The following is a 15630-nucleotide window of genomic DNA, read 5'->3' on the forward strand; positions in this document are numbered from 1 at the left end:
AACGCCATGGCAGAGATCAAGAACTACACGCTCAACTTCGGCCCTCAGCATCCGGCAGCGCACGGTGTGCTGCGCCTCGTGCTCGAACTCGACGGCGAAGTCATTCAGCGCGCCGATCCGCACATCGGCCTGCTGCATCGCGCGACTGAAAAGCTCGCCGAAACCAAAACATTCATCCAGTCGGTGCCGTACATGGACCGTCTCGACTACGTGTCGATGATGGTCAACGAGCACGGCTACGTGATGGCGATCGAAAAGCTGCTCGGCATCGAAGTGCCGGTGCGCGCGCAATACATTCGCGTGATGTTCGACGAAGTCACGCGCGTGCTGAACCACCTGATGTGGATCGGCGCGCACGCGCTCGACGTCGGCGCAATGGCGGTGTTTCTGTACGCGTTCCGTGAACGCGAAGACCTGATGGACGTGTACGAAGCGGTGTCCGGCGCACGGATGCACGCGGCTTACTATCGTCCGGGCGGCGTCTATCGCGATCTGCCTGACGCAATGCCGCAATATAAAGCGTCGAAGATTCGCAATGCCAAGGCATTGTCGAAGATGAACGAGAACCGTCAGGGTTCGCTCCTCGACTTCATCGACGATTTCTTCACGCGTTTCCCGAAGTGCGTCGACGAATACGAAACGCTGCTTACCGACAACCGGATCTGGAAGCAACGTCTGGTCGGTATCGGCGTGGTCAGCCCGGAACGCGCGCTGAATCTCGGCATGACCGGCGCGATGCTGCGCGGTTCGGGTATCGAATGGGATTTGCGCAAGAAGCAACCGTACGAGGTCTATGACAAGCTCGATTTTGACATCCCGGTGGGGGTCAACGGCGACTGTTATGACCGATATTTGGTACGCGTCGAAGAAATGCGCCAGTCCACACGCATTGTGAAACAGTGCATTGAGTGGCTGCGTAAGAATCCCGGCCCCGTGATGATCGACAATCACAAGGTTGCGCCGCCGTCGCGCGTGGGCATGAAGTCGAACATGGAAGAGCTGATTCACCACTTCAAGCTCTTCACGGAAGGCTTCCATGTGCCGGAAGGCGAGGCATACGCCGCGGTCGAGCATCCGAAGGGCGAGTTCGGCATCTATCTGATTTCCGACGGCGCCAACAAACCGTATCGCCTGAAGATCCGCGCACCGGGCTACGCGCACCTGTCCACGCTGGATGAAATGGCGCGCGGTCACATGATCGCCGACGCCGTGACGATCATCGGCACGCAGGACATCGTGTTCGGCGAAGTGGATCGCTAGGACGTATTCATCAGAGCGCGCCTTCAGATTGCACCGAAGCGCGCGTCAAGCAAAGGAACGCCGGGTCTGTCGCATCATGCAGCGCGCGACAGGTTTTCGTTCGGTAGGAATTGAAAGAGTCGTGTCTGAAAATGATCTCAGCTGAAGGCCTGAAAGAAATCGATCGCGCGATCGCGAAGTATCCCGCCGATCAGAAACAGTCCGCCGTGATGTCGGCGTTGGCCACTGCTCAGGAAGAGCATGGCTGGCTGACGCCCGAACTCATGCAGTTCGTCGCGGACTATCTCGGCATGCCGGCAGTCGCCGTGCAGGAGGTGGCTACCTTCTACACGATGTACGAGACCTCGCCGGTCGGCAAGTACAAGATCACGCTCTGCACCAACCTGCCGTGCCAGCTCGGCCCGGACGGCGGCTCGGACAGCGCTGCTGAATATCTGAAGCAGAAGCTCGGCATCGACTTCGGCGAAACCACGCCCGACGGCAAGTTCACCCTGAAAGAAGGTGAGTGCATGGGTTCGTGCGGCGACGCGCCGGTGATGCTGGTGAACAACCATCGCATGTGCAGCTTCATGAGCCGCGCGAAGATCGACCAGCTGCTCGAGGAACTTTCGAAATGACGTCTTTACACGATCGTCACATCAAACCGCTGATTCTCGCCGGCCTGAACGGCGACAACTGGCATCTCGAAGACTACGTGGCGCGCGGCGGTTATGCCCAGCTGCGCCGTATTCTTGAAGAGAAGATTCCGCCGGAGCAGGTGATCGCCGACGTCAAGGCGTCGGGTCTGCGTGGCCGTGGCGGTGCAGGCTTCCCGACCGGTCTGAAGTGGAGCTTCATGCCGCGTCAGTTCCCCGGCCAGAAGTACCTCGTCTGCAATTCGGACGAAGGCGAACCGGGCACGTTCAAAGACCGCGACATCCTGCGTTTCAACCCGCATTCGCTGATCGAAGGCATGGCCATCGGCGCGTACGCGATGGGCATTACGGTCGGCTACAACTATATTCACGGCGAGATTTGGGAAGTCTACAAACGCTTTGAACAGGCGTTGGACGAAGCTCGCCGCGCCGGGTTCCTCGGCGAAAACATCATGGGTTCGGGCTTCTCGTTCGAACTGCATGCGCACCACGGTTACGGCGCCTATATCTGCGGCGAAGAAACCGCGCTGCTCGAATCGCTGGAAGGCAAGAAAGGCCAGCCGCGCTTCAAGCCGCCGTTCCCGGCGAGCTTCGGCGTGTACGGCAAGCCGACCACGATCAACAACACCGAGACGTTCGCCGCAGTGCCGTTCCTGCTCGCAATCGGCCCGCAGAATTACCTCGAAATCGGCAAGCCGAATAACGGCGGCACGAAGATTTTCTCGGTCGCCGGCGACGTCGAACGTCCGGGCAATTACGAAATTCCGCTCGGCACGCCGTTTTCCACGCTGATGGAACTCGCCGGCGGCATGCGCGGCGGCAAGAAGATCAAAGCCGTGATTCCTGGCGGCTCGTCGGCACCGGTGATTCCGGGCGACATCATGATGCAGACCGACATGGACTACGACTCGATCGCCAAGGCCGGCTCGATGCTCGGTTCAGGCGCGGTCATCGTCATGGACGAGACGCGTTGCATGGTGCGCTCGTTGCTGCGGCTGTCGTATTTCTATTACGAAGAATCGTGTGGTCAGTGCACGCCTTGCCGCGAAGGCACGGGCTGGCTGTACCGCGTCGTGCATCGTATCGAGCATGGGCTCGGCCGTCCGGAAGATCTGGATCTGCTGAATTCGGTTGCTGAAAACATCATGGGCCGCACGATCTGCGCGCTCGGCGATGCAGCGGCCATGCCGGTTCGCGGCATGCTCAAGCACTACTGGGACGAGTTCGAATATCACGTCGCCCACAAGCATTGCCTCGTCGGCGGTCATGCCGGCGCAGCGGCGGCGTCGGAAACCGTAGCGGCTTGAGTCTGCGGATCGATAAGCAGATAGGCACGCAGAAGAACACGTCATCCGCGGGATTCATCGCCTGAAACGGGCGATGAACGGGCGAACGATTGAGCGGTAACAGGTTAAGGAAGATTGACCATCATGGTTGAACTTGAAATAGACGGCAAGAAAGTAGAGGTGCCTGAAGGCAGCATGGTGATCCAGGCTGCGCATAAGGTCGACACGTACATTCCTCACTTCTGCTATCACAAGAAGCTGTCGATTGCGGCCAACTGCCGGATGTGTCTGGTCGATGTCGAAAAGATGCCGAAGGCGGTGCCCGCATGCGCCACGCCGGTATCGGCCGGCATGATCGTGCGCACCAAGTCGGACAAAGCGGTGAAGGGCCAGCAAGCCGTGATGGAATTCCTGCTGATCAATCACCCGCTGGATTGCCCGATCTGCGATCAGGGCGGCGAGTGCCAGTTGCAGGATCTGGCCGTGGGTTACGGCAAGTCGGGATCGCGCTATAGCGAAGAAAAGCGCGTGGTGTTCCACAAGAACGTCGGCCCGCTGATCTCCATGGAAGAAATGTCGCGCTGCATTCACTGCACGCGTTGCGTCCGTTTCGGTCAGGAAGTGGCCGGCGTGATGGAACTCGGCATGCTGGGCCGCGGCGAGCATTCGGAAATCACATCGTTCGTCGGCAAGACGGTGGATTCGGAACTGTCGGGCAACATGATCGATCTGTGCCCGGTCGGCGCGCTGACCAGCAAGCCGTTCCGCTACAGCGCCCGTACGTGGGAACTGTCGCGCCGCAAGTCGGTGAGCCCGCATGATTCCGTCGGCGCGAACCTCGTGGTGCAGGTAAAGAACAATCGCGTGATGCGCGTTCTGCCGTTCGAAAACGAATCCATCAACGAATGCTGGATTTCGGATAAAGACCGCTTCTCGTACGAAGGCCTGAACAGCCCCGAGCGTCTGACCCAGCCTATGCTCAAGCAAGGCGGCAAGTGGGTCGAGACCGACTGGCAAACCGCGCTCGAATATGTGGTGAAGGGACTGAAGGGCATCAAGGGCGACCACGGCGCGAATGCGCTGGCCGCGCTCGGCAGCGCCCACAGCACCGTCGAAGAACTGTTCCTGTTGAAGCAACTCGCGCAAGCGGTCGGCACGCCTAACGTCGACTTCCGTCTGCGTCAGTCGGATTTCTCCGCACCGGTCAGCGGCACGCCGTGGCTCGGCACGGCGATCGCCGATCTGTCGAACGTCGACGCCGCATTGGTGATCGGCTCGGATCTGCGTCGCGATCATCCGCTGTTCGCCGCGCGTCTGCGTCAGGCCGCGAAGGGCGGCGCGAAGCTCACGCTCGTGCAATCCACCAACGACGATGCGCTGATTCCGCAAGCGGAGCGCGTCGTGGCAGCGCCGTCCGCATGGCTCGAGGCACTCGCTGGAATCGCTGGCGCGGTGTCGGAAGCGAACGGCGTGGCACTGCCGGAAGCCTTCGCCGGCACGCAGCCCTCGGATGCGCACAAGAAAGTCGCGAAGTCGCTCGCCACGGGCGAACGTCGCCTGGTGTTGCTGGGCAACAGCGCGGTCCGTCACCCGGACTTCGCCGTCATTCACGCAGCCGCCCAATGGATCGCGGACGCGACCGGTGCGACGCTGGGCTTCCTGACGGAAGCGGCCAACACGGTCGGCGCGCATCTCGTGAACGCGTTGCCGGGCGAGGGCGGTCTGAACGCTCGCGAAGTATTCGAGCAACCGCGCAAGGGTTATGTGCTGCTGAACGTCGAACCGGAGTTCGACACGGCCAATCCGGCGCAGGCTTTGGCCGCGTTGAAGCAGGCTGAAATGGTTGTCGTGATGTCGCCGTTCCAGACCGGCGCGGAATACGCCGACGTGCTGCTGCCGATCGCTCCGTACACGGAAACGGCCGGCACGTTCGTCAACGCCGAAGGTACGGTGCAGACGTTCAACGGCGTCGTGCGTCCGCTCGGCGACACGCGTCCGGCATGGAAGGTGTTGCGCGTGCTGGGCAGCCTGCTGGGCCTGCCCGGCTTCGAATTCGATACCTCGGAAGAAGTGCGCGCGGCCGCTCTCGGCGACGGCGAACTGAATTCGCGTCTGTCGAACAAGACGGGCGTCACGGTTGCACGCGGCAAGGCGGCGAAGGCAGCGGAAGGCAAGTTCGAACGTATCGCGAACGTGCCGATCTATCACGCCGATGCGCTGGTGCGTCGCGCCGAGTCGTTGCATCTGACCGCTGCGGCACGTGCGGCGAATACGGTCGGTCTGCCCGCTGGGCTGTTCGACAAACTGAGTTTGAAGGAAGGCGACGCGGTGCGCGTGCGCCAGGGCGAGCAATCGGTGCAGTTGCCGGCCGTGCGTGACGCTAATCTTGCGGAGACGGTCGTCCGCGTATCGGCGGCTACGCCTGCCGGTGCAGCGCTGGGCAGCCTGTTCGGTGAACTGGTGGTGGAGAAGGCGTAAATGAGCTTGTTCGATACGATCAACTCGGGCGGCACCCAGCTTCTCGGTGTGGCATGGCCCACGGTGTGGGCACTGGTGCGCATCCTGGTGGTGGCCGTCGTGATCCTGCTGTGCGTGGCTTACCTGATTCTGTGGGAGCGTAAGCTGATCGGCTGGATGCACGTGCGTCTCGGCCCGAACCGCGTCGGCCCCGCAGGTTTGCTGCAGCCGATCGCCGACGTGCTGAAGCTGTTGCTGAAAGAAGTGATTCAGCCGGCGCAGGCGAGCCGCTGGATCTACCTGATCGCGCCGATCATGGTGGTGGTGCCGGCCTTCGCGGTCTGGGCGGTGATTCCGTTCCAGGCGGGCGCGGTGCTCGGCGACATCAACGCAGGTCTGCTGTACGCAATGGCGATCTCGTCGATCGGCGTGTACGGCGTGATTCTGGCGGGTTGGGCGTCGAACTCGAAGTATGCGTTCCTCGGCGCGATGCGCGCCGCGGCGCAGATGGTCTCGTACGAAATCTCGATGGGCTTCGCGCTCGTCGTCGTGCTCATGACCGCCGGCACGCTGAACCTGTCGGGCATCGTCGCTTCGCAGGAACATGGCATCTTCGCGTCGTACGGCTTGAACTTCCTGTCGTGGAACTGGCTGCCGCTGCTGCCGATGTTCGTCGTGTACTTCATCTCGGGCATCGCCGAAACGAACCGTCACCCGTTCGACGTGGTGGAAGGGGAGTCGGAAATCGTCGCGGGCCACATGATCGATTACTCGGGTATGGCGTTCGCGCTGTTCTTCCTCGCCGAGTACATCAACATGATCGTGATCTCGGCATTGGCTGCAACGCTGTTCCTTGGTGGCTGGAGCGCTCCGTTCGGGTTTCTGTCGTTCATCCCGGGCATCTTCTGGCTGGTCCTCAAGGTTTTCTTCCTGTTGTCGGTGTTCATCTGGGCGCGTGCCACATTCCCGCGCTATCGCTATGACCAGATCATGCGTCTGGGCTGGAAGATTTTCATTCCGGTCTGCGTGGTGTGGCTGGTGGTGGTCGGCTTCTGGATCATGTCGCCGTTGAACATCTGGAAATAAAGGGCGGATGAACCCATGACCGCAATCCAAAACTTTTTCAAGACCTTCTTCCTCACGGAACTGCTCAAAGGCCTCGCGCTGACCGGACGTTATACGTTCCAACGCAAGGTGACCGTGCAGTTCCCGGAAGAGAAGACCCCGATTTCGCCGCGTTTCCGCGGCCTGCACGCGCTGCGCCGCTATGAAAACGGCGAAGAGCGCTGCATCGCCTGCAAGCTGTGCGAAGCGGTGTGCCCGGCGCTCGCCATTACCATTGAGTCGGAAACGCGCGCGGACAACACCCGTCGCACCACGCGTTACGACATCGACCTGACCAAGTGCATCTTCTGCGGTTTCTGCGAAGAAAGCTGCCCGGTCGATTCGATCGTCGAAACGCACATTCTCGAATATCACGGCGAGAAGCGTGGCGACCTGTACTTCACGAAAGACATGCTGCTGGCCGTGGGCGATCGCTATGAAGCGGAGATCGCGGCGAACAAGGCAGCCGACGCGCCGTATCGTTGAAGCGCTTTATCCAGTTAAAGCAGTAAATGCAGCAATCACGGCCTGTTGTCGGGCCGGGCGCCGCGGCCCGAACGCCGCGGCACGGCGCACCTGTGCGGCTGTTCTGGCGGTATGCCAGCGGTATGCCAACCACAAGTGCCAAAGAACAATGCCTGACGATGGCCTAACGATGAACCGGTAATCATGGAATTCACGACCGTACTGTTCTACATCTTCGCGCTGCTCCTGGTGGTTTCAGGGCTGAAGGTGATCACCTCGCGCAACCCGGTGTCGTCCGCACTGTTTCTGGTGCTGGCGTTCTTCAACGCAGCCGCGATCTGGATGCTGCTGCAGGCCGAGTTCCTTGCGATCCTGCTGGTGCTGGTCTACGTCGGCGCGGTGATGGTGCTGTTCCTGTTCGTCGTGATGATGCTGGACATCAACATCGACGTGCTGCGTAAAGACTTCAAACGCTTCGTGCCAATGGCCACGCTGGTGGGCGCGATCATCGTGATCGAAACCGCGCTGATTCTCTGGCACGGTTACGGCGCGACCGCCACGGCGCTGCGTGACACCACGGCCGCCGCGAACGGCATGGGCGACTGGTCGAACACGCGCCTGATCGGCAAGGTCATCTACACCGACTACATCTTCGCGTTCGAAGTGGCCGGTCTGGTGCTGCTGGTGGCGATCATCGCGGCCATCGCGCTGACCACGAGTCATAAGAAAGACAGCAAACGTCAGAACGTCAGCGAACAGGTCAAGGTACGCGCTCAAGACCGCGTGCGCGTCGTGAAGATGAAATCGGAAAAGACCGCGGCAACCGTCGCGGCGGAAGAAGCCGCGGCAGCGGCAGCAGCAGCGGCCGACTCGGCACCAGCCAAGAACAGCTGAGCGGACAGGAGATAGAAATCATGTTGACCCTTGCTCATTACCTTGTCCTCGGCGCGATCCTGTTTGCGATCAGCGTCGTCGGCATTTTCCTGAACCGTCGCAACGTCATCATTATTTTGATGGCGATCGAATTGATGCTGCTCGCGGTGAACACCAACTTCGTCGCGTTCTCGCATTACCTCGGCGACGTGCACGGCCAGATCTTCGTTTTCTTCGTGCTGACGGTTGCAGCGGCGGAAGCGGCAATCGGCCTCGCGATTCTGGTGACCCTGTTCCGTAGTCTCGACACGATCAATGTCGAAGATCTCGATCAGCTCAAAGGTTAATTTCAGGAAAAGCGGTTATGTCCACGATACTCAATGAAAACCTGCTGCTGGCGATCCCGCTGGCACCGCTGGCCGGCTGTCTGGTTGCCGGTCTGGCCGGAAAAGCGGTAGGGCGAGCCGGTGCGCATTCGGTCACGATCCTCGGCGTCGCGATCTCGTTCATCCTGTCGGCCATCGTCTTCTTCCAGGTACTGGACGGCGCGAGCTTCAACGCGACCATCTACGAATGGATGTCGATCGGCAAGACGAAGTTTGAGATCGGCTTCCTGGTCGACTCGCTGACGGCCATGATGATGTGCGTGGTGACCTTCGTGTCGCTCATGGTGCACATCTACACGATCGGCTACATGGCCGACGAGGACGGCTACCAGCGCTTCTTCTCGTACATCTCGCTGTTCACGTTCTCGATGTTGATGCTCGTGATGAGCAACAACTTCCTGCAGCTGTTCTTCGGCTGGGAAGCGGTGGGTCTGGTGTCGTATCTGCTGATCGGCTTCTACTTCACGCGTCCCACGGCGATCTACGCGAACATGAAGGCGTTCATCGTGAACCGCATTGGCGACTTCGGCTTTTTGCTGGGCATCGGCCTGCTGTTCGCGTTCGCCGGTTCGATGAACTACGGCGACGTGTTCGCGAAGCGCACCGAACTCGCGGCACTGACCTTTCCGGGTACGGACTGGGGTCTGCTGACGATGGCGTGTATTTGCCTCTTCATCGGCGCGATGGGTAAGTCGGCGCAGTTCCCGCTGCATGTCTGGCTGCCGGATTCGATGGAAGGCCCGACTCCTATTTCCGCACTGATTCACGCGGCAACCATGGTGACGGCCGGTATCTTCATGGTCACGCGCATGTCGCCGCTGTTCGAACTGTCGGATACGGCGCTCTCGTTCGTGATGGTCATTGGCGCGATTACCGCGCTGTTCATGGGCTTCCTTGGGATCATCCAGAACGACATCAAGCGCGTGGTGGCGTACTCCACGCTGTCGCAACTGGGTTACATGACGGTCGCGCTGGGCGCGTCGGCATACTCGGTCGCCGTGTTCCACCTGATGACGCACGCGTTCTTCAAGGCGCTGCTGTTCCTCGGCGCGGGTTCGGTGATCATCGGCATGCATCACGATCAGGACATCCGCAACATGGGCGGCCTGCGCAAGTACATGCCGATCACGTGGATCACGTCGCTGGTCGGTTCGCTGGCGCTGATCGGCACGCCGTTCTTCTCAGGCTTTTACTCGAAAGACTCGATCATCGACGCAGTGAAGCTGTCGCATCTGCCGGGTGCGGGCTTCGCGTACTTCGCGGTGGTGGCGAGCGTCTTCGTGACCGCGCTGTATTCGTTCCGTATGTACTTCCTGGTGTTCCACGGCGAGGAGCGCTTCCGTGGTCCGAAGCATCCGGAATCGCCGATGGGCATCGAAGCCGCGGCGCATGCGCATGACGGCCATGGTCACGACGCGCACGGCCATGGTCACGACGACCACGCTCACGAGCCGCACGAAACGCCGTGGGTGGTGTGGCTGCCGCTGGTGCTGCTGGCGATTCCGTCGGTGGTGATCGGCGCGATCGGCATCGGCCCGATGCTGTTCGGCGACTTCTTCCAGCACGGCGTGGCGTTCGACAAGGTGATCTTCATCGGCGAAAACCATCCGGCGTTGCATGAGATGGCCGAGGAGTTCCAGGGCTGGGCATCGATGGGCCTGCACTCGGTTGCGGGTCTGCCGGTCTGGCTGGCGCTCGCGGGTGTGGTGGTCGCGTGGTTCCTGTACCTGGTTCGTCCGGACCTGCCGGCTGTCATCAAGCGCGCGTTCGGCCCGATCTACACGCTGCTCGATAACAAGTACTACATGGACAAGATCAACGAAGTCGTGTTCGCGCGGGGCGCCGTGGCAATTGGCCGTGGTCTCTGGAAAGAAGGCGACGTCGTGGTGATCGACGGCATCGTCAACGGCAGCGCACGCTTTATCGGCTGGTTCGCCGGCGTGATCCGCTTCCTCCAATCCGGCTACATCTATCACTACGCGTTCGCCATGATTATCGGCATGCTGGGGCTCCTGACCCTGTTTGTAACGCTCGGCGGCAAATAAGGCGAGGGACACTAATGCACGCTTATCCGATTCTCAGTATTGCGATCTGGTTGCCGATCCTCGTCGGCCTCCTGGTCCTGGCCATCGGTTCCGACCAGAACCCGGCTCCCGCGCGCTGGATTGCGCTGATCGGTTCGGTCGTCAGCTTCCTCGTGACGATTCCGCTGATTACCGGTTTTGATTCGAGCACCGCCGATCTGCAGTTCGTCGAAAAGGCGAACTGGATCGAGCGCTTCAACATCACGTACCACCTGGGTGTCGACGGCATCTCGATGTGGTTCGTCGTGTTGACCGCATTGATTACGGTGATCGTCGTGATCGCCGCGTGGGAAGTGATCACGAAGAACGTGGGCCAGTACCTCGCCGCGTTCCTGATCCTCTCGGGCATCATGGTCGGCGTGTTCAGCGCGGCCGACGGCATGCTGTTCTACGTGTTCTTCGAAGCGACGCTGATTCCGATGTACATCATCATCGGCGTGTGGGGTGGGGCGAACCGCGTGTACGCGGCGTTCAAGTTCTTCCTGTACACGCTGATGGGCTCGCTGTTGATGCTGGTCGCGTTGCTGTATCTGTACATCGAGACCGGCACGTTCGACCTCGCCACGTGGCAGCATGCGCAGATCGCCATGACGCCACAGGTGCTGATATTCATAGCGTTCTTCATGGCCTTCGCCGTGAAGGTGCCGATGTGGCCGGTTCACACGTGGTTGCCTGACGCTCACGTGGAAGCGCCGACCGGCGGCTCGGTGGTACTGGCTGCGATCATGCTGAAGCTGGGCGCATACGGTTTCCTGCGCTTCTCCCTGCCGATCACGCCTGACGCGAGCCACTTTCTGGCGCCGGTCGTCATCACGTTGTCGCTGATCGCGGTGATCTACATCGGCCTCGTGGCAATGGTGCAGGCCGACATGAAGAAGCTGGTCGCGTATTCGTCGATCGCGCACATGGGTTTCGTCACGCTCGGCTTCTTCATCTTCAACCAGCTCGGCGTGGAAGGCGCGATCGTGCAGATGATCTCGCACGGTTTCGTGTCGGGCGCGATGTTCCTGAGCATCGGCGTGCTGTACGACCGTATGCATTCGCGTCAGATCGCCGATTACGGCGGTGTCGTCAACGTGATGCCGAAGTTCGCGACGTTCGTAATGCTGTTCTCCATGGCGAATTGCGGCCTGCCGGGCACCTCCGGTTTCGTCGGCGAATTCATGGTGATTCTGGCGGCTGTCCAGTACAACTTCTGGATCGCGGGCGGTGCGGCGGTCACGTTGATTCTCGGCGCGGCCTACACGCTGTGGATGTACAAGCGCGTGTACTTCGGCGCGATCGCCAACGATCACGTGAAGGGTCTGCTCGACATCAACCGTCGCGAATTTTTCATGCTGGCAGTGCTTGCCGCACTGACGCTGTTCATGGGCCTGTATCCGAAGCCCTTTACCGATGTGATGCACGTATCCGTGGAAAACCTCCTCGCCCACGTTGCGCAGTCAAAGCTGCCGTTGCCTCAGTAACGCCGAGCGAGGAATTTAGAGACCATGCAAAACGCCCCTATGACTGCTCTGTTGCCCGACGCGCTGGTGATGCTCGCCGTTGTCGTCGCGTGGCTCAACGACACGTTCGTCGGCCAGGCCGGTCGCCGTACCACGTACTTCATCGCGTTCTTCTCGACGCTGGTCGCCGGCGTCTGGTTCGCGATGAACGCGTTCGACCCGCAAGTGCGCTACTACTTCGGCCATATGTACGTGGTGGATTCGTTCGCCAACGTGATGAAAGCCGTGGTGACGCTCGGCTACGCGGTGTCGATCGTGTATTCGCGTCGTTACCTCGAAGATCGCGGTCTGTTCCGCGGCGAGTTCTTCCTGTTGGGTATGTTCTCGCTGCTCGGCCAGCTCGTCATGATCTCCGGCAATAACTTCCTGACGCTGTATCTCGGCCTGGAACTGATGTCGCTGTCGCTGTATGGTGCGATCGCCTTGCGTCGTGACGCGGCGCCGTCGAACGAAGCGGCCATGAAGTATTACGTGCTGGGCGCGCTGGCTTCCGGTTTCCTGCTGTACGGCATCTCCATGCTGTACGGCGCGACCGGTTCGCTCGACCTGAACGAAGTGTTCAAGGCGATCGGCACGAGCCACTACGACCCGAGCGTGCTGCTGTTCGGCGTGATCTTCATCGTGGCGGGCGTGGCGTTCAAGATGGGCGCGGTGCCGTTCCACATGTGGGTGCCCGACGTGTACCAGGGCGCGCCGACGGCGATGACGCTGATGGTCGGCGGTGGCCCTAAGGTTGCCGCGTTCGCCTGGGGTCTGCGTTTCCTGGTGATGGGCCTGTTGCCGCTGGCGGTGGAATGGCAGCAAATGCTGGTGATTCTCGCGGCGCTGTCGCTGATCGTCGGCAACATTACCGGTATCGTGCAACGCAACGTCAAGCGCATGCTCGCGTATTCGGCGATCTCGAATATGGGCTTCGTACTGCTGGGTCTGCTGGCCGGTGTGGTCGACAGCAAGACCACGGGCGCCGCCAATGCATACGGCTCGGCGATGTACTACAGCATCGTCTACCTGATCACGACGATGGGCACGTTCGGCGTCATCATGCTGCTGGCGCGCCGCGATTTCGAAGCGGACACGCTCGAGGACTTCAAGGGTTTGAATCAACGCAGCCCGGTGTTCGCGTTCGTGATGATGATCATGATGTTCTCGCTCGCCGGCATTCCGCCCGCGGTCGGCTTCTACGCGAAGCTCGCGGTGCTGCAGGCCACCATGAACGCCGGTTTGACCTGGCTGACGGTGCTGGCCGTGATCACGTCGCTGTTTGGCGCGTTCTACTACCTGCGTATCGTCAAGCTGATGTATTTCGACGATCCGCAAGACAAGTCGCCCATTCTCGCTGACACCAGCACGCGTGCCTTGCTCGCGTTCAACGGTGTGGCCGTATTGGTGCTCGGTATCGTGCCGGATCCGTTGTTGAAGGCCTGCCTGCAGGCTATCCAGCACACGCTGCTGCTCTGATGTCGGCAGCGGGTTGGTTTATCGTGCTGTTGGCGCTGGTCGGCGCCAACCTGCCGTTTCTGAATCAGCGCCTCTTCGCCGCCGTGCCGTTGAAAGCGGCGAAGAAAAGCGCCTGGATCCGGATTGCCGAATTGATCGTGCTGTACTTCGTGGTCGGCGCGCTTGGTTTTCTGCTGGAAGCGCGCGCGGGTAACCGCTTTGAACAGGGTTGGCAATTCTACGCGATCACGTTCGCACTCTTCGTGGTGTTCGCGTTCCCTGGCTTTACCTTTCAGTATCTCGTCAAACGCCGCTGACGGCGTCTCGCCGTCGGCGCACCCTGTCCTAAGGTCCGCATATGGCTGAACTTCCCGATCACGACGCCGCGCTCAAAGAGACCTGCATTGAGAGCAAAACGATCCATCAGGGACCGTTTCTGACGCTCAAATGCGATACCGTTCGCCTGCCGGACGGTAAGCACGCCACGCGCGAATATGTTCAGCATTCCGGCGCCGTCATGGTGATTCCATTGTTTGACGACGGCCGCGTGCTGCTCGAAAGCCAGTATCGCTACCCAATGGGCAAGGTCATGGTCGAGTATCCGGCCGGCAAGCTCGATCCGAACGAAGGCGCACTGGCCTGCGCGATACGTGAACTGCGGGAAGAGACGGGTTATAGCGCGCGCGAGTATGTTTATCTGACGCGCATTCACCCGATCATTTCCTATTCGACCGAATTTATCGATATCTATCTTGCGCGCGGTTTGACCGCCGGTGAGCGCAAGCTCGACGAAGGCGAGTTTCTCGAACTGTTCACGGCGACCGTGCCGGAGATGTCCGAGTGGGTGCGCACCGGCAAGGTGACTGATGTCAAGACGGTGATCGGCACGTTCTGGCTGGAGAAAGTGTTGTCGGGTGCGTGGCCGTTGGCGGAGCCTGAATAACACTGCAGCGAAGAATACGCGCGCGCTGCTAGCTGCTTCGGAAGTCTGAGAAAGCCCTTGTTGGTCTAAGACCGGCAGGGGCTTTTCTCATTGCGACGCGCGCGAAATTGCGCAATTGCCGGCATGTTGGCCGGCGTCTTAAAAGTGTGTCGTTTGCCTTATGCCATTCGACAGTCTCGTCCTGCGGCCTTTGTCCCTCTAGTATCGACCTTCGAGATCGACTTCCACTGTTCGTTTTATTTCGGATGACGAAGTGGCGGTGGGCGCATTTGATTTCGGGTGTGGATCAGGTTGTCACTTGACAACCTGATCCACACCCGCTAAATTGGAGGACATCAGATGGTTCGAGGAACCCATTCCAAGAAAGAGGTTGAGGCCGCGTTGGTGTACGCCGAGAAAAACGGCTGGCGTGTTCAGGGTGGTGGCAAAGGTCACGCTTGGGGACGGATGTACTGTCCTGATAAAGACGCGGAGTGTCGGTGTGGCGAGTTCTGCATATCGAGCGTCTGGAGCACGCCGAAGAATCCCGGCAACCACGCCAGACATCTGAGGCGCATCGTCGACAACTGCACGGCTCGCCGGTAGCAAATCCGTTCTTTGGGCGAAAGCTTTGGGACTGAATGAAGGCAGGAGTAATTTATGGAATATGTATTCACGCTGAAGTACGGTCTCGCGGTTGAAGACTGCGATCTTGACGCGATCGTCGAGCGTCTGGGCGAAGCCGGGTGCGACGACGCCACCGTGGGTATCGGGCAACCGGGCCGCATCTCGCTGTTTTTCACTCGCGAAGGCGAGTCCGCATTCGAGGCGGTGGTCAGCGCTCTCCAGGACATCAAGCGGGTGGTGCCGTCCGCGCGTCTTATCGAGGCCGGCCCCGACTTCGTCGGACTGACTGACGTCGCGGAAGTCGCCGGCGTGTCGCGGCAAAACATGCGCAAGCTGATGCTGAGTCACGCAATCGACTTTCCGCCGCCGGTCCACGAGGGCAGTGCGTCGGTATGGCATCTGTCGGACATCCTTGACTGGCTCGCTGCGCGCGGTGGCTATGAAATCAAGCCAGACGTGTTCGACATTGCGAGAGCGGTCAAGCAGATCAACCTCGCGAAAGAGGCACGCGAACTCGAGCCCCGGCTTGGCCGTCAACTGGAATGTCTCGTCGCGTAAAAGCGCTACGGCAGGCGGCGTGCGAAGCACC

The 15630-nt window shown here is 60.4% G+C and carries 15 protein-coding genes; all 15 read left to right on the plus strand.

Going from position 1 to position 15630, the window contains the following annotated elements; all coding sequences use genetic code 11:
• Nucleotides 1-6 precede the first annotated feature (6 nt).
• The 15 genes from B0G80_RS22260 to B0G80_RS22330 all read left to right on the plus strand — a co-directional run bounded on the left by B0G80_RS22260 (nt 7) and on the right by B0G80_RS22330 (nt 15599).
• Nucleotides 7-1260, plus strand: coding sequence for an NADH-quinone oxidoreductase subunit D (locus B0G80_RS22260; RefSeq protein ID WP_012432378.1), 1254 nt, complete (start codon nt 7-9; stop codon nt 1258-1260).
• A 131-nt stretch (nt 1261-1391) separates the two neighbouring features.
• Nucleotides 1392-1877 carry an NADH-quinone oxidoreductase subunit NuoE gene (gene nuoE / locus B0G80_RS22265; protein ID WP_106280364.1) on the plus strand — a complete coding sequence of 162 codons (486 nt, stop codon included), beginning with the start codon at nt 1392-1394 and terminating at the stop codon, nt 1875-1877.
• Nucleotides 1874-3202 (plus strand): NADH-quinone oxidoreductase subunit NuoF, encoded by a 1329-nt coding sequence (nuoF, locus tag B0G80_RS22270; RefSeq protein WP_106306762.1) that lies wholly within the window; start codon nt 1874-1876, stop codon nt 3200-3202. Before nuoE ends, nuoF begins: the two co-directional genes overlap by 4 nt.
• A 123-nt stretch (nt 3203-3325) precedes the next feature.
• Entirely contained in the window at nt 3326-5659 is a 2334-nt protein-coding gene (gene nuoG / locus B0G80_RS22275) for an NADH-quinone oxidoreductase subunit NuoG (RefSeq protein WP_116119427.1), read from the plus strand.
• Nucleotides 5660-6724, plus strand: coding sequence for an NADH-quinone oxidoreductase subunit NuoH (gene nuoH / locus B0G80_RS22280; RefSeq protein ID WP_116119428.1), 1065 nt, complete (start codon nt 5660-5662; stop codon nt 6722-6724).
• 15 nt (nt 6725-6739) lie between these two features.
• Nucleotides 6740-7228 (plus strand): NADH-quinone oxidoreductase subunit NuoI, encoded by a 489-nt coding sequence (gene nuoI / locus B0G80_RS22285; RefSeq protein ID WP_012432383.1) that lies wholly within the window; start codon nt 6740-6742, stop codon nt 7226-7228.
• A 183-nt stretch (nt 7229-7411) separates the two neighbouring features.
• Nucleotides 7412-8101: an NADH-quinone oxidoreductase subunit J gene (locus tag B0G80_RS22290; RefSeq protein ID WP_106306767.1), complete on the plus strand. Its 690-nt coding sequence runs from the start codon at nt 7412-7414 to the stop codon at nt 8099-8101.
• 20 nt (nt 8102-8121) lie between these two features.
• Nucleotides 8122-8427, plus strand: a complete 306-nt coding sequence (gene nuoK, locus B0G80_RS22295; RefSeq protein WP_013339863.1) for an NADH-quinone oxidoreductase subunit NuoK — start codon at nt 8122-8124, stop codon at nt 8425-8427.
• A gap of 17 nt (nt 8428-8444) precedes the next feature.
• Complete coding sequence (gene nuoL, locus B0G80_RS22300; RefSeq protein WP_116119429.1) at nt 8445-10511, plus strand: NADH-quinone oxidoreductase subunit L; 2067 nt, start codon at nt 8445-8447, stop codon at nt 10509-10511.
• Nucleotides 10512-10525: 14 nt separating this feature from the next.
• Nucleotides 10526-12016, plus strand: coding sequence for an NADH-quinone oxidoreductase subunit M (locus B0G80_RS22305; RefSeq protein WP_116119430.1), 1491 nt, complete (start codon nt 10526-10528; stop codon nt 12014-12016).
• 24 nt (nt 12017-12040) lie between these two features.
• Nucleotides 12041-13513: an NADH-quinone oxidoreductase subunit NuoN gene (nuoN, locus tag B0G80_RS22310; RefSeq protein WP_106280378.1), complete on the plus strand. Its 1473-nt coding sequence runs from the start codon at nt 12041-12043 to the stop codon at nt 13511-13513.
• Nucleotides 13513-13809, plus strand: a complete 297-nt coding sequence (locus tag B0G80_RS22315; RefSeq protein ID WP_007175603.1) for a DUF2818 family protein — start codon at nt 13513-13515, stop codon at nt 13807-13809. The genes nuoN and B0G80_RS22315 overlap by 1 nt, the downstream gene beginning before the upstream one ends.
• Nucleotides 13810-13850: 41 nt before the next feature.
• On the plus strand, nt 13851-14435 hold the full coding sequence (locus B0G80_RS22320) for an NUDIX domain-containing protein (RefSeq protein WP_106280380.1): 585 nt from the start codon (nt 13851-13853) through the stop codon (nt 14433-14435).
• 339 nt (nt 14436-14774) lie between these two features.
• Entirely contained in the window at nt 14775-15020 is a 246-nt protein-coding gene (locus B0G80_RS46995) for a hypothetical protein (RefSeq protein ID WP_106280382.1), read from the plus strand.
• Nucleotides 15021-15074: 54 nt separating this feature from the next.
• The gene (locus B0G80_RS22330) at nt 15075-15599 is read left to right on the plus strand and encodes an AlpA family transcriptional regulator (RefSeq protein ID WP_116119431.1); all 525 of its coding nucleotides are present in this window, start codon (nt 15075-15077) and stop codon (nt 15597-15599) included.
• Nucleotides 15600-15630 lie beyond the last annotated feature (31 nt).

Origin of the sequence: Paraburkholderia sp. BL6669N2 (assembly GCF_003387275.1) — a bacterium.
Classification (GTDB): domain Bacteria; phylum Pseudomonadota; class Gammaproteobacteria; order Burkholderiales; family Burkholderiaceae; genus Paraburkholderia.